Below are 16,425 nucleotides of genomic sequence, written 5' to 3'. Positions count from 1 at the left end.
GGAGCGTTGTGGGGGCAAGGTGCTAAAGTCAAATTAACCCGGCGCTTCAATGACTCGGCTTTCGATGAGCCGTTCGGCTGATGCGGTGAATTGGAAGGGTTGATTCAAGCTGTTGATTTGGGGGCGGTTGGGCCCGATGTTCAGCCAATCATGTCTCGCGATGACAACCGCCGCGTCACTGCGGTTCTGGGGCCGACCAACACCGGCAAGACCCACCTCGCCGTCGAGCGGATGGTGGCGCATTCCAGCGGCATGATCGGCTTTCCGCTGCGCTTGCTGGCGCGCGAGGTGTACGACCGCGTCGTGGCGATGAAGGGGCCGGAGCGGGTGGCGCTGATCACCGGGGAGGAGCGGATCGTTCCCAAGGACGCGCGCTGGTTCCTGTGCACTGCTGAGTCGATGCCGGTGGATCGTGATGTCGCCTTCGTGGCGCTGGACGAGGCGCAATTGGGCGCGGATGCCGAGCGCGGGCATGTCTTCACCGATCGGCTGCTTCATGCGCGCGGACGGGAGGAAACGATGATCCTCGGCTCGGCGGCGCTGAAGCCGGTGGTGCGGTCGCTGGTGCCGGGCGTGGAGATCGTGGAGCGGCCGCGGTTTTCGGACCTCTCCTATGCCGGCGCGAAGAAGATCAGCCGCTTGCCCCGGCGATCGGCGATCGTCGCGTTCAGCGCCGAGGAAGTCTATGCCGTCGCCGAGATGCTGCGGCGGTTGCGTGGCGGGGCGGCAGTGGTGATGGGGGCGCTGTCACCACGCACCCGCAACGCGCAGGTGGCGATGTTCCAGGCGGGCGAGGTGGATTATCTCGTCGCCACGGATGCGATCGGCATGGGCCTCAACATGGACGTGGCGCATGTCGCTTTCGCGGGCCTGCACAAGTTCGACGGCAAGCGACGGCGGCGGCTGACGGTGGCGGAGATGGCCCAGATCGCCGGGCGCGCGGGGCGGCACCAGCGTGATGGCACATTCGGCGGCGTTTCCGAAGAAGGGCCGGACGCGTTCCTGCCGGAGGAAGTGCTGGCGATCGAAGGGCATCGCTTTCCGACGCTCGACTGGCTGTATTGGCGCGAGGGCGACCCCGATCTGTCGAGCGTGGATGCGCTGATCGGGTCGCTATCCGCGCCGCCGAGCCACGAGACTCTCCGGGCGGCGCCCGAGTCGGTTGATCTCGCCGTGCTGCGGCGGCTGGCGGAGGATCCGGCGATCCGCGCGCGGGCCAAGGGGCAGGTCGCGCGGCTGTGGGCGACGTGCGGGATCCCCGATTTTCAGAAGTTGGGGGTGGAGCCGCATGCGCGGTTCGTGGCGCGTGTGTTTGGTTATCTGTCCGACGGCTATCTGCCGCATCAGTGGTTCGCCGACGAAGTGGCGCGGCTCGACCGGGTGGATGGCGATGTGGAGACGATCGCCGGGCGCGTGTCGGCGATCCGCACCTGGGCCTATATCGCCCAGCGCGGCGATTGGCTGGCGGACCCGGCACATTGGCAGGCGCGGACCCAGGCGGTGGAGGAGCGGCTGTCCGACGCGCTCCACACCAGCCTGACGCAGCGTTTCGTCGACAAGCGCACCAGCGCGCTGATGAAGCAGATCGGTGCGGGCGCGGGCGCGCTGCCGGTGGAGATCGGCGCGGAAGGCGAAGTGACGATCGACACGCATGCGATCGGGCGGCTCGAGGGATTCCGCTTCGTTGTCGCAGCCGAGGCAAGGGCGGCGGACAAGCGGCTGTTGCTCTCCACTGCGGAGAAAAGGCTGGCGAAAGAGCGTGCGGCGCGCGGCAATGCGCTGGTCTTGGCAGAGAATGACGCCTTTGCGCTGACGAGCGGCGGTGTGGTGACGTGGCAAGGCCATGCCGTTGCGCGGCTCACGCGCGGGCGGTCGGTCGGGCGGCCGGTGGCGGCGCTGGACGATGCGCTCGACTGCCTCGATCCGCCGCTGCGCCGCGCGGCGAACGAGCGGGTGCAGCGCTGGGTGGACGATGCGATCGGCGCACAGCTGCCGGTGATCGCGCGGCTGGCCGAGATGGCGCGCGATCCGGCGGCGACTCCGGCACTGCGCAGTGTCGCAGGGGCGATCGTGGGTGGCGGCGGGATCGCGCAACGCTTGGCCGTGCGCGCCGCGGTTGAGGCGCTGACGCCGCCCGATCGGTTGGCGCTGCGCAAGGCTGGGGTGACGATCGGCGCGCTTGACCTGTTCGATCCGCGGCTGCTGAAGGCGCGGGCGCGGCCGTGGCGCGAGGCGTTGCTGGCGGCGGCGGGGCAGACCGTGCCGGCGGCAGCGCGTGAGGGCGCGGCGGTGCTGGCGCGCGGGGCGCCGGGTGCGACGCTGGCCGCCGGTTTTCGGCCGCTCGGCGCGCAAGCGGTGCGGATCGATCTGGTCGAGCGGATCGCACGGGCGGCTCATGATGCACGAAAAGGACGGGCGCCGTTCTTGCCCGATCCCGCGCTTGCCACGTCGATGGGTCTGGAGGCGGGGACGATCGCCCGGCTGATGATCGAGCTGGGCTTCCGGCCCTTGCCCGAGGGGCGCTGGGCGTGGCGTGGGCGGCCGCCGGCCAAGGCGGTGGCGCCGAGGCCGGACAATGCCTTCGCCGCGTTGGCGGAGCTTGGCCTTGGGTGAGGGCGAGACGATGCGGCTGGACCGCTATCTGTGGTTCACGCGGCTCGCCAAGACGCGCGACGTGGCGCAGGTGATGGCGGCTGAGGGGCGGCTTCGGCTCGATGGGCGGGTGATCGACCGGGCGCATGCGCTGGTGCGAGTCGGCAACATCCTGACCTTCGCCAAGGCCGGCGCGGTGCGCGTGGTGCGGGTGGAGGCGCTGCCCAGGCGGCGCGGACCGGCGCCAGAAGCGCAGCTTTGCTACACCGAACTACAAATCGGGGCGACAAACGAGAGTGAATCGCACAATAGCCCCGGCAATTGACGCCCGCAGGCCGCGCGCCTAGCTGCGTCGCCCAGTCTGCCGATCGATGGAGGAGTTTTCCCGGCCATGACCTATGTCGTCACCGACGCGTGCATCCGTTGCAAATATATGGATTGCGTCGAGGTCTGCCCGGTCGACTGCTTCTATGAGGGCGAGAACATGCTCGTCATCAATCCTAGCGAGTGCATCGACTGCGGCGTGTGCGAGCCGGAATGCCCGGCCGAGGCGATCCTGCCCGATACCGAGAGCGGGTTGGAGCAGTGGCTGGAGCTGAACGCGACCTTCTCGGGCCAATGGCCCAATGTGACGCGCAAGCTGGACCAGACGCCGGCGGACGCGGATGAGCACAAGGGCGTCGAAGGCAAGTACGACAAATATTTCTCGCCGGAGCCCGGCACCGGGGATTGAGCGGGCGGCGTTTGATGTCGCGAACTTCGTCACCCCGGACTTGATCCGGGGTCCAAGGTTCCGCAAACGTTTCGGGCCGATGCGTCCCCCGCTTGGCGACGGCGATCGTCGCGGCTCACCCACCATAAAGCGCCAGCGCTGCTGACACATCGCCGCTGGTAATATTCTTGCAACGCTGCTATATAAGCCCGTGACGGACGCATCGTTCTCGCGCGTCCGCTGGAGTCGCTAACCCTTCACGTCACCATGAACAGGCTCAGCGGGCGATATCGTCCGCACGGTCGTGCCGATGGCGTGATCCAACCCGGAGGATCCGGTTCCTATGGCTGCCAAGCTGCTGCATTTCGATGTCGGTGATTATGTTGTTTACCCGAAGCATGGCGTTGGCCGTGTGATCGAGCTGCAGAAACAGGAAATCGCCGGCATGCAGCTCGAGCTCTACGTGCTGCGCTTCGAAAAGGAAAAGATGACGCTCCGCGTGCCGACCAACAAGGCGGAGAGCGTGGGCATGCGCAAGCTGTCGTCGGACAAGACGATGCGCGAGGCGATGGAAACGCTGAAGGGCAAGCCCAAGGTGAAGCGCACCATGTGGTCGCGCCGCGCGCAGGAGTATGAGGCGAAGATCAATTCGGGCGACCTGGTGTCGATCGCCGAAGTGGTCCGTGATCTGTTCCGCGCCGACGACCAGCCCGAGCAGAGCTATTCCGAGCGGCAGATCTTCGAGGGTGCGTGCAGCCGTCTGGCGCGCGAACTCGCCGCGATGGAGCAGATCGACGAGCCGGCCGCTCAGGAAAAGATCCTGGAGATCCTCCGCGCTGCCGCCGCGATCTACAACAAGGACAAGGTGCCGGCGTAAGCGCTGGTCCTCAATCTCTAGCATGATCGTCACCCCGGACTTGATCCGGGGTCCCGCTTCCTTCCGGTGAAGGGACTAAGCGGGACCCCGGCTCAAGGCCGGGGTGACGTCGTTATGGCCGACGCGACCAAGCTTGCGGGTCTCTTCCGAGTGTATTAGTATGGCAATACACAGGAGGAGGATGCCATGCGTGCCTTAGCTTTTGCGCTGCTGCTGCCGATTGCGGCGTGCGGCAACGGTTGGTCGGGCGACGACGAAGCGCCGGGCGTGGCGGGAAGCGGTTCGGGCGGGTCGCGCAGCTATGCGGTCGCCGACTTTGCCAAGGTGGAACAGCGCGGGCCCGATGACGTGGACGTGCGGGTCGGCTCGGGGTTCTCGGTTCGCGCCGAAGGTGACGAAAAGGTGCTGGCAAGCATCCGGATCGTACGTGACGGTGATCGACTTCGCATCGGTCGCGAACGCGGGTTCAACCTGAACTCGGGCGCCGCGAAAATCTATGTCACCATGCCGCGGATCGCTTCGGCGGGGCTGGCGGGTTCCGGCAACATGTCGATCGATCGTGTTGAGGGCGTCAGCTTCCACGGTGACATTGCAGGCTCGGGCAATCTGATGCTCGGCCGCGTGGCGGTGGAAGCCCTTAAGCTATCGATCGCCGGCTCGGGCAGTGCTGCCGCGAGCGGGGAGGCGGGGTCGCTGGGCGTGTCGATCGCCGGATCGGGCGATGTTGACGCGGGCGGACTGCGAGCGTCGCAGGCGAAGGTCGACATCGCTGGATCGGGCAGCGTGCGTGCGGCGGTCAACGGCGACGCGTCCGTATCGATGATGGGATCGGGCGACGTCGATCTCGGCCCCAAGGCACGCTGCAAGATCAGCAAGATGGGCAGCGGCGACGTGCGCTGCGGCGGCTGATCTCGACTCGCCTCTTGCGCCGTCCCGGCGGATGCTGTGACGCTTGCGGGCATGATCGTTCGCCTCGCGCCGCTCGTCCTGCTGCTTGCACCCGTCCCGGCCGTCGCGGCGGATCGCGTGTTCTCGGTTGGCAGCTTTGAGAAGGTGCGAGTCGATGGCCCGTTCGAGGTGCGCATCGTCACTGGCGGGTCGCCGCGCGCGAAGGTGGCTGGCGACCGCCAGTTGATCGAGCGAGTGGCGATCGCGGTAAACGGTACGACGTTGACGGTGCGGCTTGGCTCGGGCGGATGGGGCGAGGCGTTTCGAAAGGACAATGCCACAGCCCCGGTGATCACCCTGTCCACGCCGCGACTCACGGCGCTGGCGATTTCGGCCGGCGCTCGCGTCAGCGTCAACCGATTGACCTCGCAGCAGGTGGCGATTTCCGTTGCTGGCTCGGGAAGTCTGGCGGTGGAGCGAGTCGAGGCCGATCAGTTCAGCGCGTCGGTACTGGGCGCAGGCACGCTGACCGCGGGCGGGCGCGCCAATCGCTCGCAATTGACCACCGACGGCAGCGGGATGATCGATGCCTCGGCAATGACGGTCAACGATCTGACCGTGATGCTCGGCGGGCCAGGCGAGACTCGTGCGAATGCACGCCACACCGCGCGGGTGACGAACACCGGGCTAGGCAAGGTGACGATCAGCGGCGCAGCGACATGTGTGGTGCGCGCACCGGGCGGCGGCCCGGTCAGCTGCGGTACGCGGCGTCAGGGCGCGGCACGTACCGGCTGGTAGTAAGAGAGCCCGCGCACGCTGAAGCGCACGCAGGCATCAGCCTTACTTGATCTTCGCTTCCTTGAACTCGACGTGCTTGCGCACGACGGGATCATATTTGTTGAAGCTCAGCTTCTCGGTCTTGGTGCGCGGGTTCTTCTTGGTGACGTAGAAGAAGCCGGTATCGGCCGAGCTGACGAGCTTGATCTTGACGGTGGTCGGCTTGGCCATGACCCGCGAATCCTGTGATTAGAAAACAAAAAAGAGCGGCGAGCGTGGGCGCGCCGCTTTCATCGGGCGGGCATTGGCGGATGGCGCCCGTGAAGTCAAGACGCAGCAGTCGCGCGACGCCGCGGCGCTTAACATGGTCTTCAAGGCTCCGCGGCCATAGCGCAGCGAGGAGGTCGAGCGAATGGATGCGTTGATGGCCGCGCTGGTGCTGGGCGCGATCTGCCAGGCGGGGGACAAGACGCCATGGCTTGCCGCGATCCTTGCCGATCGATTCCGCGGGCCCTGGCTGGTGATCGCGGCCACCGCCATGGCCTTGGCGGGCAATTATGCGCTCGGCGTGGTCGCTGCTTTGCTGATCGCGCCGATGATGACGCCCAATGCGCGGCTGTTGCTGCTCGCGCTGGCGCTGGTGCTGGCGGGGTTGAGCACCACGCTTCGATCGCGCTCGCCCGATCGGTTGGAAGGGTGGCGGCTCGGGGCGTTCGGCACCAGCGCGCTGGGGCTGGCCATCATGATCTTTGGCGATCGCATGCAATTTGTCGTCGTCGGACTGGCAGTGCGAAGCGAGCTGCCCTGGCTCGCCGCCGTTGGGGGGACGATCGGCGCGCTGGCGGTGGCGGGGCCGGCCGCGTTGCTCGGCGAACGCCAGTGGCTCGCCCTGCCGCAACCGACGATCCGCATCGGAACGGCAGTGCTGCTGACGCTGGTCGGCATCATCATGGGACTGAGGGCGCTTCAACTGGTGTGAGGCCGACCCGCTTACCGTGATCGCGATTCCCGATGGAGCGATTCTGCGGTCGATCCGTTACCGCAACAAATCCCTACATCATGGAGCGCACCACCGTGGCCGACATCGCCCCCGACCTGAAGACCCCGTCCGACCTGCCGCGCAACGATACCCGCTCGGTGGCCGATGCGCTGAATTCGTCGCTGGCGGATTGCTACGCGCTGTACCTCAAGACCAAGAATTTCCACTGGCATGTTTCGGGCCCGCACTTCCGCGATTACCACCTGATGCTCGACGAACAGGCGGCGCAGATCCTCGGCGTGACCGACGCGATTGCAGAGCGGGTGCGCAAGACCGGCAACGTCACGCTGCGCTCGATCGGTGACATTTCGCGCCGCCAGACGATCGTCGACAATGATCGCGACTTTGTGTCGGCGGAGGAGATGCTGGCCGAGTTGCGCGACGACAATCTGAAGCTGGTGGAGAGCTTCCGCGCGGTGAAAGAAGCGGCGGAGGACGCCAAGGACAATGCCACTAGCGGCGTCGTGGACGAGTGGACCGATCAAGCCGAGGAGCGCGCCTGGTTCCTGTTTGAAGCAAGCCGCCGGGCGTAAGAGAGCCACGGTCATGCCGAAATGGGCATTGATCTTTCTGGTCGTCGGGCTGGTGCTGGGCGCGCTTGGCTTTGGCGGCGTTGGCGGCGCGTCTGTGGGCGTCGCCAAGTTCCTGTTCTTTGTTGCCATCGCGATCTTCGTCGTGCTGCTGATCCTGGGGCTGGTGGCCGGCAAGAAGGTGAAGAACGCGATCCACTGAGCTGCCGGGCCGGCGCGTGATCAGGCGTGCGCCGGCGCCTTTTCGTCGCGGCGCAAGGTGAGGACCTCCACCCCGCTGGCGGTCACTGCAACGGTATGTTCGAATTGCGCGGACAGCTTGCGATCGTGGGTGACGACGGTCCAGCCATCGTCCTGGGTGGAAACCTTGCGGCTGCCCTGGTTAACCATCGGCTCGACGGTAAAGACCATGCCTTCGCGCAGCTTCGGCCCGGTGCCGGGTCTGCCGTAGTTGAGCACTTGCGGCTCTTCATGCATTTCGCGCCCGATCCCGTGGCCGCAGAATTCGCGAACCACCGAATAGCCGTTTTTCTTAGCGTGACGCTCGATGGCGAAGCCGATGTCGCCGACATGCGCGCCCGGGCGGACCTGGCGGATGCCGTGCCACATCGCCTCCTGCGCGACGCGCACCAGCCGTTTGGCGGCTGGCGGCGTGTTGCCGACCATGTAGGTCTTGCTCGAATCGGCGATAAAGCCGTTCTTTTCCAGCGTGATGTCCAGATTGATGATGTCGCCGTCCTGGATGATCTCCTCGGCGCTCGGCACGCCGTGGCAGACGACGTGGTTGATCGAGCAGTTGAGGACATAGGCGAAGCCGTACTGCCCCTTGCTTGCTGGGCGCGCAGCAAGGTCCACCGTGATGAACCGGTCGACCATGTCATTGACCTGCAGCGTCGACATGCCGGCAAGGTCCTGGCCATCGAGCATTTCGAACACGGAGGCGAGCAGCTTGCCCGAGATGCGCATCAGCGCGAGCTCGTCCGGCGTCTTCACCATGTCAGGCAGCGACCCGGAGCTGCGCGGCGGCGAACTCGCGGCTCACGATCTCGTTGAACGACAGCGTCGGATTGGCTTCGGCGATCATGCCGATCTTCATCCAGAATTCCGCCTGGGCATTGATCGAGCGGCACATCACCGTGCTGGCGCGGCGCGCCTGTTCATGCAGTTCGTCGTCGATCTTCACGATGCCCATGCCCGAACGCTCCATTATAACTATATACGTTCCATATATGGGCCATGTGCGAATGGGTCAACGCGGGCCGAGCGTCAGCAGCCACAAGTCCGGCGGCGCGCCGAGGCGGATGGGGAGCATGCTGGTGCCCAGGCCGGCGCCGACCACCACGGTGCGCGTCCCGTCACGGATCAGGCCGCAGCGGTAGCGTTCGCCCAGTCCCGACGGAATCCAGAGCGCCCCGACGAGCGGAAACACGACCTGGCCGCAATGCGTGTGACCGGCGAGGAGCAGCGGCGTATCGTCGGGGAGGGTCGGGGCTATGTCGGGGGAGTGCGTGACGACCAGGCGGGCGCCCGGCACGCTGCGCATGGCGCGCAAGGTGGCGGGAAGATCGTCATGCCTGCTGTACGAATCGCCCACCACGCCAACGGCCAGCGGGCCGCGCGTGACGGCGTCATTCTCGATCACGGAGATGCCGGCGGCGGCTAGCGCCGCGGCGACTGCGCGGGGATCGCTGTCATTGTCATGATTGCCAAGCACCGCGATGGTGCCGAGCGGTGGACGCAGATGCTTCAGCGCGGCGGTGAGCACGGGAGCATTGGCGCGCGCCGTGCGTGGTTCGTGTCCGTCGATGAAATCGCCCGCGAGCACGACGAGATCGGCGCGGGTCGCGGCGATCCGCGCCGCCATCCGCCTGAGCCGCGCCGCATCCATCGCGCCGCCGCCGACATGGATGTCGCTCGCCAGCGCAACGGTGACTGGCGGCTTGCCGGCGGGCCAATCCGGAAGCGCGATGGTCGCGCGCCGCACAATGGGATCGCGGTGAGCCTCGCGCCACGCAAAACCAAGCAACGCCCCGCCGACGCAGCAGCCGACGAGCAGGAACCAGCCGATAAAGCGAAACATGGATCTCATCGGCCCCCGGTAGCCGGAGCGCATCGCACCCGCCAAGCGTTGCACCCGCCATGCACGCCTTTGCGCAGTTACTCGATTCGCTGATCTACACCCGTTCGCGGCTCACGAAGCTCAAGCTGATCGGCGATTATCTGCGCGCCACGCCCGATCCCGACCGCGGCTGGGCGATGGCGGCGCTGACGGGCGACCTCGACATCCCGGGCGTGAAGCCGGCGGTGATCCGCGGCTTGATCGAGGAACGCGTCGATCCGGTGCTGTACCGCATGAGCCGCGACTTCGTGGGCGATTCGGCAGAGACGGTGGCGCTGCTGTGGCCCGCGCCCGAAGGGCCGGTGGAAGCGGAGCCGCTGTCCGTCTCGGCGGTGATCGACCGGCTGATGCACCTGTCGCGCAGCGAAGCGCCGGCGGCGCTGGCGCGGATGCTGGACCAGCTCGATGCCGACGAAAGGTTCGCGCTGCTCAAGATGGCGACCGGCAGCTTGCGCGTGGGTGTGTCGGCGCGGCTCGCCAAGCAGGCGCTGGCGGATGCGTTCGGCGTCGATGTCGAGGCGGTGGAAGAGGTGTGGCACGGGATCGAGCCGCCTTATGCGTCGCTGTTCGACTGGGTCGAGGGGCGCGGAAGCCAGCCGACCGCGGCCGACGTGCCGGTGTTTCGCCCCTTCATGCTGGCGCATCCGCTGGAGGATCTGCGCGTCGACCTTGCCGATTATGCGGCCGAGTGGAAGTGGGACGGGATCCGAGTCCAGATCGTCCATGTGCCCAATGCGGAGGGGGGCGAGACTCGGCTGTACAGCCGGACCGGCGACGATGTGACTCGCGCCTTTCCGGATGTCGCGGCGGCCTTTGCCGCGCATGGCGTCGTGGACGGCGAACTGCTGGTGAAAGGCGAGGCGCAGGGCGGTGCGCTTGAGGATGGTGGCGGAGCGGCGAGCTTCAACGCGCTTCAGCAGCGGCTGGGGCGCAAGGTCGTTTCGGCGAAGATGCTGGAGGAAGCGCCGGCGTTTGTGCGGCTTTACGACATATTGTTCGATCGCGCTGAGGACCTTCGCGAGCGGCCGTGGCACGAGCGGCGCGCTCGGCTGGAGGCGTTCGCGGCCAAGCTCGATCCCGAGCGGTTCGATGTGTCGGCGCTGATCGAGGCGGAGGATTTCACCGAGCTGGAGGGCATTCGCGCGCGCGCGCGCGATGCAGCGATCGAGGGCGTGATGCTGAAGCGGCGCGATTCGCCCTATGTCACGGGGCGGCGTGTCGGCCTGTGGTACAAGTGGAAGCGCGATCCGCTGACCGCCGATTGCGTGATGATGTACGCGCAGCGCGGCAACGGGCGGCGATCATCCTTCTACAGCGACTATACCTTTGGCTGCTGGACCGAAGACGGCGAGCTGCTGCCGGTGGGCAAGGCCTATTCGGGGATTACCGACGAGGAATTGAAGCAGCTCGACAAGTTCGTGCGCACGCACACGCTCAACCGCTTCGGGCCGGTGCGCGAGGTGGAAAAGACGCTGGTGCTGGAGGTGGCGTTCGATTCGATCCACGCGTCGAAGCGGCACAAATCGGGCGTGGCGATGCGCTTCCCGCGGATCGCGCGGATTCGCACGGACAAGCCCGCGGCAGAGGCCGATACGCTGGCGGCGTTGCAGCGGCTGGTGACGTGAAGGGTAGGCGGGTTTGGCGGGGCGCACCTTTCCGCACCACGCTGTCACCCTGAACTTGTTTCAGGGTCCACCTGTCCTGCTGGCATGCCGTTGCTTGTGGCGCGGTGATGCTGAAACGAGTTCAGCATGACGGCGGCGCTGGGGGCGGTCGGCTAGCCGCGCGTCAGTTGCGGGGCGAGTCGGCGGACGTCGAGATTGTCGATGCCGGCGATCAGCACGGTGCCGAAGCGGCGATCATTGGTGGCGACGAGAAGGCCTTCGCGAGTCGCGCGGACGTCGCGCCAGACGATCTCGCGCGCCGCAATGGCGTGACCGCGGATCTTAAGCACCGCAACACGCAGCCCGTCGCCGAAGACCAGCGCGGCCTGGCCATCCTGCCCGACCACTGCCGACAGCGCAGCAAAGCCCGCCAGCGATTGCTCGGCAGCTTGCATCGCTTCTTCGGGAGCGTCCATCCGGTGGGTGGCGCGCGGCCGCGTCAGACGCCAGCCGAGCGCGCCCAGAAGAACAACCGCGGCGAGCGCTGCGCCCGCCAGGATCCAGATCATTTCGGCGGCGCCACCGCATCCATCAGCGGGCGCAGGCCGGTGAGATCGTAACCAGCGCCGCGCGCCTGCTCGGTCAACGTCTCCGGATCGGCGCCGAGGCCAGCCTGCGACAGTGCCCACAGGTTGCACGAGCGCGTGCCCGAACGGCAATAAGCCAGCACCGGGCCGCCCACGGCGCCCAGCGCGTCGATCATCGCGGTGACCTGCGGCATCGAGAAGCCGGCGCCCGTGACGGGAATGGCGGTATAGGCGAGGCCGTGATCCTCGGCGGCGGCGCGGATCGAATCGCCGGTCGGCTGGCTGCTTTCCTCGCCATCGGGGCGGTTGTTGACGATCGCGACGAAGCCCGCCGCCTTGATCGCGGCAATATCCTCTGGGGCAATCTGCGGGGCGACCGAGACGCGGTCGTCGATGCGGCGGATGTCGAGCATATTGGGGCGATAGCGCAGGTTGCAGTGTTCGTCTTCTCCTTCGTCATTCCTGCGAAGGCGGAAATCCATGGCCGCCGGCGTGGCGGCTCTTACAGGACGTTGCGGTTATGGATCCCCGCCTGCGCGGGGATGACGAGGACAGGTGGGGTGCCGTCTGTTTTCTCGTCATGCCGGCACGAGGCCATGATGAGGGGGTTTTCAGTTCTCGCGGATGACGCGCAGGAACGGCTCGCCATAAGCGTCGAGCTTGCGCTGCCCGATACCGGTGAGGCGGCCGAGCGCGTGGAGCGTCGTAGGGCGGACCGCGGCCATTTCCCGCAGCACCGAATCGTGGAAGATCACATAGGGCGGCACGCCGGCCTCCTGCGCCAGCTCGCGGCGGCGCGTGCGCAGCGCTTCAAAGAGCGGATCGTTGACGGGGTTGGCCGCCTGATCGCCGCGGCGGCGGCGTTCGCGCTTGGGCGGGATGACCAGCTTGAGCGTGTCCTCGCCCTTGATCAGCCCACGGGCGGCGGGGCCGAACTCGAGGCCACCATGCGGGTTGGTGCGCAAGCCGTCGCGGAGCAGCAGCGCGCGTCCGACAGGCTTCAACATCGCGACTTCCTCACCATCGACGATGTTCCACACCGACAGCGCCTCGTGGCCGTTCATCAGGCTGCGTTCGCTCGATTTTCCGGTGAGTACTTCCTCGATGTACGTCGCGCCGAAGCTCTGGCCGGTGCGGAAGACGGCGGAGAGATATTTGCGCGCCGTCTCGGTGGCGTCGACCGCGGCCGGGGGCGAGAGGCAATTGTCGCAATTGCCGCACGCCTCCGGCGGTGTCTCGCCGAAATGCGCAAGCAGGATGCGGCGACGGCAGCCGGCGGTTTCGGCGAGCGCGCCGAGCGCATTGAGGCGCTGGCGCTCGCCGGGCTGCCGCGCCGGCTCTACCTCGCCGATGCGCTGGCGGGCGCGGGCGAAATCTTCCGCGCCCCAGAAGAGATGCGCCACAGCTGGATCGCCGTCGCGGCCGGCGCGGCCGGTCTCCTGGTAATAGGCTTCGATCGACTTGGGCAGGCCAGCATGCGCGACGAAGCGCACGTCGGGCTTGTCGATGCCCATGCCGAACGCGACGGTGGCGCAGATCACCATGTCTTCGCTAGCGACGAAATCGGCCTGGTTGCGGCGGCGTACCTCGGGGTCGAGCCCGGCGTGATAGGCGCGTACCGGGCGACCGGTGGCGGTGCGCAGCGTATCGGCCATCTTTTCGGTGCCGGCGCGCGACTGGACATAGACGATGCCAGCGCCCGGCGTGTCGCGGATCAGATCGGCGATCTGGCGGGTGGTATTGTCCTTGGGGCTGATCGAATACCGGATATTAGGCCGGTCGAAGCCGGCGACGATCATGCCGTCATGCGGGATGCCGAGCTGATCGAGGATGTCGGCGCGGGTATGCTCGTCGGCGGTGGCGGTCAGCGCGAGGCGCGGGACGCCGGGGAAGCGATCGAGAAGCGGGCGAAGCAGGCGGTAATCGGGGCGGAAATCATGCCCCCATTCGCTGACGCAATGCGCCTCGTCGATGGCGAAGAGGGCAACGCGGCCGCGCTCGAGCAAGTCGCGGAAGTCGGAAGTGGAGGCGCGTTCGGGGGCGATGTAGAGCAGGTCCAACTCGCCATCGAGGAAACGGCCGCGGGTTTCGGCCTTGTTCTCGTCGACGCTGGTGAGCGTGGCGGCGCGGATGCCGACCGCTTCGGCGGCGCGCAGCTGATCGTGCATCAGCGCGATCAGCGGGGAAACGACGATCGCGGTGCCGTCGAGCATGGTGGCGGGAAGCTGGTAGGTCAGCGACTTGCCGGCGCCGGTGGGCATCACGGCGAGCGTCGACTGGCCGCCGAGGACGCGATCGACCACCTGGCGCTGGACACCGCGGAAATCGGGATAGCCCCACAGCTTCTGGAGGACGGAGACGGGATCGGCGGCCATTCGGCTTGAGGCTCTACGCGGGTGCGGCCTGTTCGTCACCCCGGCGTGCGGCGGGATGACGGACGCGAGCACGGCTCCTATCTTCACGTCATGAACACCGTCCGAGACAATCGCGCCGAACAGGAATTCGAACTGGACGTCGATGGCCACCGCGCCGTTGCCGCCTATCAGCGGGAAGGCGAGCGGATCGTCTTCACGCATACGGTGGTGCCGCGCGAGATCGAAGGGCGGGGGGTCGGTTCCAAGCTGATCCGAGCCGCGCTCGACAGCGCGCGCGACCAGGGGTTGCGGGTGATCCCGCAATGCCAATTCGTGAAGGCCTATATCGACAAGCATCCGGCGTACCGGGATCTGCTGGCCTGAGGCGGTTCGGCTCCACCACATCTGGTGTCATCCCCGCGAAGGCGGGGATCCAGACGCGCAGGTCTTCGTAGGAGCCAGTTCGGCCGCGGTTATGGATGCCAGCCTGCGCGGGGATGAGGGGTTAGTTGGCGACCGCTTCTGCTTCCGCCTCGCGCCGCTCGCTGGCCTGGCGAGTCCATAGCTCGGCATAGGTGCCACCGGCGCGCAGCAGTTCGTCGTGCGTGCCTTGTTCCACCACGCGTCCAGCCTCAAGCACGACGATCTTGTCGGCGTGGACGATCGTCGACAGGCGGTGGGCGATGACGATCGTCGTTCGACCGCGCTCGATCGCTTCCAGCGTCGCCATGATGTCAGCCTCGGTGCGGCTGTCGAGCGCCGATGTCGCCTCGTCAAGGATCAGCACCGGCGGGTTCTTGAGCAGGGTGCGGGCGATCGCGACGCGCTGCTTCTCGCCGCCCGACAGCTTCAGCCCGCGTTCTCCGACGCGGGTGTCATAGCCGTCGGGCTGGCGCTCGATGAAGCCGGCGATCGCCGCCCCGCGTGCCGCCGCCTTGATCTCCGCCTCGTCGGCACCCTCGCGACCATAGGCGATGTTGTAGCCGATCGTGTCGTTGAACAGCACCGTATCCTGCGGGACGATGCCGATCGCGCCGCGCAGCGACGCCTGCGTCACCCGTGATATGTCCTGCCCGTCGAGCGTGATGCGGCCGCCGGTGAGATCGTAGAAACGGTACAGCAGCCGCGCGAGCGTCGACTTGCCGGCTCCCGAAGGCCCCACTACCGCAACCGTGCTGCCGGCAGGAATGTCGAGCGTGATGCCCTTCAGGATCTCACGCTCGGGATCGTAGCCGAAGCGGACGTCCTCGAAGCGGAGATGGCCGGTGTCGATCGCGAGCGGCGTGGCGCCGGGCGCGTCGACCACTTCGGACGGCGTGTCGACCAGATCGAACATCGCCCCCATGTCGATCACGCCCTGGCGGATCGTGCGATAGACCATGCCGAGCAGGTCGAGCGGGCGGAACAGCTGCGACAGGAGCGTCGAGACGAGCACCACGTCGCCGGCCGAGAAGCGGCCCTGCGCCCAGCCCCAGACGACGAACGCCATGCCGGCGCCCAGCATCAGGTTGGTGATCGCGGCCTGGCCGATGTTGAGCCAGGCGAGGCTGTTCTCGGACTTCACCGCCGCGCCGGCATAGGCCTGCATCGCGGCATCGTAGCGCCGGGCCTCGCGGTCCTCGGCGCCGAAATATTTCACCGTCTCGAAGTTGAGCAGCGAATCCACCGCATGCGCCACCGCGCCGGTGTCGAGATCGTTCATCCGCTCGCGAAGGCTTGCGCGCCAGTCGGTCACCTTTCGCGTGAACCAGATATAGACGACCACCATCGCCAGCGTCGCGGCGACCAGCGGCCAGCCGAACTTCACCCAGAAGATGCCGAGCACCAGCGTCAGCTCGAGCACGGTCGGCGCGATGTTGAACAGGAGGAAGTAGAGCATCGTATCGATGCTCTTGGTGCCGCGCTCGACCACCTTGGTGACCGCGCCGGTGCGCCGTTCGAGGTGGAAGCGAAGCGACAGATCGTGAAGGTGGCGAAACACCTGCGCGGCAAGGCGGCGGGTAGCTTCCTGCCCGACCTTTTCGAATACGGTGTTGCGCAGATTGTCGAACAAGGTGCTGCCGAAGCGCGCGGCGGCATAGCCCGCCACCAGCAGGATCACGAGCGTCGCGGGCGACCGCGGCAGCGACGCCATGCCATCGACCGCCCCCTGTAGCGCGAAGGGCGCGCCATAGACCTGCACCAGCTTCGACAGGACGACGAGCGTCATCGCCCCCGCGACGCGCGCCTTCATGCCGGGCGCATCGGCTGGCCAGAGATAGGGAAGGAAGCGGCGCAGCGTGGGGCCAAGCGGGCGCTCGCTGCTGCGCGTCGTCAGATCGGATGGAGGCATTGACGCTTATGTCG

19 protein-coding genes are annotated in these 16,425 nt (G+C 67.0%); 11 read left to right on the top strand and 8 right to left on the bottom strand.

The genetic code is table 11. The features are described from left to right. Positions 1 to 150: 150 nt before the first annotated feature. From SPHI_RS10040 to SPHI_RS10015, 6 genes are all read left to right on the top strand, one after another. Positions 151 to 2,613: a helicase-related protein gene (locus SPHI_RS10040; protein ID WP_076744793.1), complete on the top strand. Its 2,463-nt coding sequence runs from the start codon at positions 151 to 153 to the stop codon at positions 2,611 to 2,613. 10 nt (positions 2,614 to 2,623) lie between these two features. Next, positions 2,624 to 2,917: an RNA-binding S4 domain-containing protein gene (locus SPHI_RS10035; RefSeq protein WP_076744835.1), complete on the top strand. Its 294-nt coding sequence runs from the start codon at positions 2,624 to 2,626 to the stop codon at positions 2,915 to 2,917. 66 nt (positions 2,918 to 2,983) lie between these two features. Then, complete coding sequence (gene fdxA, locus SPHI_RS10030) at positions 2,984 to 3,325, top strand: ferredoxin FdxA (RefSeq protein ID WP_076744792.1); 342 nt, start codon at positions 2,984 to 2,986, stop codon at positions 3,323 to 3,325. 322 nt (positions 3,326 to 3,647) lie between these two features. Beyond that, a complete protein-coding gene (locus SPHI_RS10025) occupies positions 3,648 to 4,181 on the top strand; it encodes a CarD family transcriptional regulator (RefSeq protein ID WP_076744791.1) in 534 nt (177 codons plus the stop codon). A 186-nt stretch (positions 4,182 to 4,367) separates the two neighbouring features. Next, entirely contained in the window at positions 4,368 to 5,090 is a 723-nt protein-coding gene (locus tag SPHI_RS10020; protein WP_076744790.1) for a head GIN domain-containing protein, read from the top strand. Between the two features lie 51 nt (positions 5,091 to 5,141). Continuing rightward, positions 5,142 to 5,867 carry a GIN domain-containing protein gene (locus SPHI_RS10015; protein ID WP_076744834.1) on the top strand — a complete coding sequence of 242 codons (726 nt, stop codon included), beginning with the start codon at positions 5,142 to 5,144 and terminating at the stop codon, positions 5,865 to 5,867. Between the two features lie 42 nt (positions 5,868 to 5,909). On the opposite strand, the gene rpmG is transcribed toward SPHI_RS10015, so the two are convergent. Then, positions 5,910 to 6,077 (bottom strand): 50S ribosomal protein L33, encoded by a 168-nt coding sequence (gene rpmG, locus SPHI_RS10010; protein WP_007407030.1) that lies wholly within the window; start codon positions 6,075 to 6,077, stop codon positions 5,910 to 5,912. A 181-nt stretch (positions 6,078 to 6,258) separates the two neighbouring features. Here rpmG and SPHI_RS10005 point away from each other — a divergent pair, with 181 nt between their 5' ends. The 3 genes from SPHI_RS10005 (at position 6,259) to SPHI_RS09995 (ending at position 7,617) form a co-directional block, all read left to right on the top strand. After that, the gene (locus SPHI_RS10005; protein ID WP_076744789.1) at positions 6,259 to 6,825 is read left to right on the top strand and encodes a TMEM165/GDT1 family protein; all 567 of its coding nucleotides are present in this window, start codon (positions 6,259 to 6,261) and stop codon (positions 6,823 to 6,825) included. A 95-nt stretch (positions 6,826 to 6,920) separates the two neighbouring features. Continuing rightward, on the top strand, positions 6,921 to 7,418 hold the full coding sequence (locus SPHI_RS10000; protein WP_233130855.1) for a Dps family protein: 498 nt from the start codon (positions 6,921 to 6,923) through the stop codon (positions 7,416 to 7,418). A 13-nt stretch (positions 7,419 to 7,431) separates the two neighbouring features. Next, the gene (locus SPHI_RS09995) at positions 7,432 to 7,617 is read left to right on the top strand and encodes a DUF1328 family protein (protein ID WP_076744787.1); all 186 of its coding nucleotides are present in this window, start codon (positions 7,432 to 7,434) and stop codon (positions 7,615 to 7,617) included. A gap of 20 nt (positions 7,618 to 7,637) precedes the next feature. Here SPHI_RS09995 and map read toward each other — a convergent pair whose 3' ends face one another. Genes map through SPHI_RS09980 form a run of 3 tightly spaced genes read right to left on the bottom strand, consistent with a single transcriptional unit; the run spans position 7,638 to position 9,495 of the window. Further along, a complete protein-coding gene (gene map / locus SPHI_RS09990) occupies positions 7,638 to 8,411 on the bottom strand; it encodes a type I methionyl aminopeptidase (RefSeq protein ID WP_076744786.1) in 774 nt (257 codons plus the stop codon). A 1-nt stretch (position 8,412) separates the two neighbouring features. Further along, positions 8,413 to 8,607: a ParD-like family protein gene (locus tag SPHI_RS09985; protein WP_076744785.1), complete on the bottom strand. Its 195-nt coding sequence runs from the start codon at positions 8,605 to 8,607 to the stop codon at positions 8,413 to 8,415. A 57-nt stretch (positions 8,608 to 8,664) separates the two neighbouring features. Beyond that, positions 8,665 to 9,495, bottom strand: a complete 831-nt coding sequence (locus SPHI_RS09980) for a metallophosphoesterase (RefSeq protein ID WP_076744784.1) — start codon at positions 9,493 to 9,495, stop codon at positions 8,665 to 8,667. Positions 9,496 to 9,554: 59 nt separating this feature from the next. Here SPHI_RS09980 and SPHI_RS09975 point away from each other — a divergent pair, with 59 nt between their 5' ends. Then, the gene (locus SPHI_RS09975) at positions 9,555 to 11,159 is read left to right on the top strand and encodes a cisplatin damage response ATP-dependent DNA ligase (RefSeq protein WP_076744783.1); all 1,605 of its coding nucleotides are present in this window, start codon (positions 9,555 to 9,557) and stop codon (positions 11,157 to 11,159) included. Positions 11,160 to 11,311: 152 nt separating this feature from the next. Here the strand turns inward: SPHI_RS09975 and SPHI_RS09970 are convergent, their stop codons facing one another. The 3 genes from SPHI_RS09970 to recQ form a co-directional block, all read right to left on the bottom strand. Continuing rightward, positions 11,312 to 11,707, bottom strand: coding sequence for a hypothetical protein (locus tag SPHI_RS09970; RefSeq protein ID WP_076744782.1), 396 nt, complete (start codon positions 11,705 to 11,707; stop codon positions 11,312 to 11,314). Next, on the bottom strand, positions 11,704 to 12,138 hold the full coding sequence (locus SPHI_RS09965) for a TIGR01244 family sulfur transferase (protein ID WP_076744833.1): 435 nt from the start codon (positions 12,136 to 12,138) through the stop codon (positions 11,704 to 11,706). The genes SPHI_RS09970 and SPHI_RS09965 overlap by 4 nt, the downstream gene beginning before the upstream one ends. 198 nt (positions 12,139 to 12,336) lie before the next feature. Further along, on the bottom strand, positions 12,337 to 14,100 hold the full coding sequence (gene recQ, locus SPHI_RS09960; RefSeq protein ID WP_076744781.1) for a DNA helicase RecQ: 1,764 nt from the start codon (positions 14,098 to 14,100) through the stop codon (positions 12,337 to 12,339). 90 nt (positions 14,101 to 14,190) lie between these two features. Between recQ and SPHI_RS09955 the strand changes: the two genes are divergently transcribed. Further along, entirely contained in the window at positions 14,191 to 14,463 is a 273-nt protein-coding gene (locus SPHI_RS09955; RefSeq protein ID WP_076744780.1) for a GNAT family N-acetyltransferase, read from the top strand. A gap of 121 nt (positions 14,464 to 14,584) precedes the next feature. On the opposite strand, the gene SPHI_RS09950 is transcribed toward SPHI_RS09955, so the two are convergent. Further along, positions 14,585 to 16,411: an ABCB family ABC transporter ATP-binding protein/permease gene (locus tag SPHI_RS09950; protein ID WP_076744779.1), complete on the bottom strand. Its 1,827-nt coding sequence runs from the start codon at positions 16,409 to 16,411 to the stop codon at positions 14,585 to 14,587. Between the last annotated feature and the right edge of the window lie 14 nt (positions 16,412 to 16,425).

The organism is Sphingomonas jeddahensis, from assembly GCF_001981525.1.
In the GTDB taxonomy this organism is placed as follows: Bacteria; Pseudomonadota; Alphaproteobacteria; order Sphingomonadales; family Sphingomonadaceae; genus Sphingomonas; species Sphingomonas jeddahensis.
The sequence above is the reverse complement of the archived record's forward strand: the minus strand, read 5'-3'. Positions and strand labels throughout refer to the sequence as shown.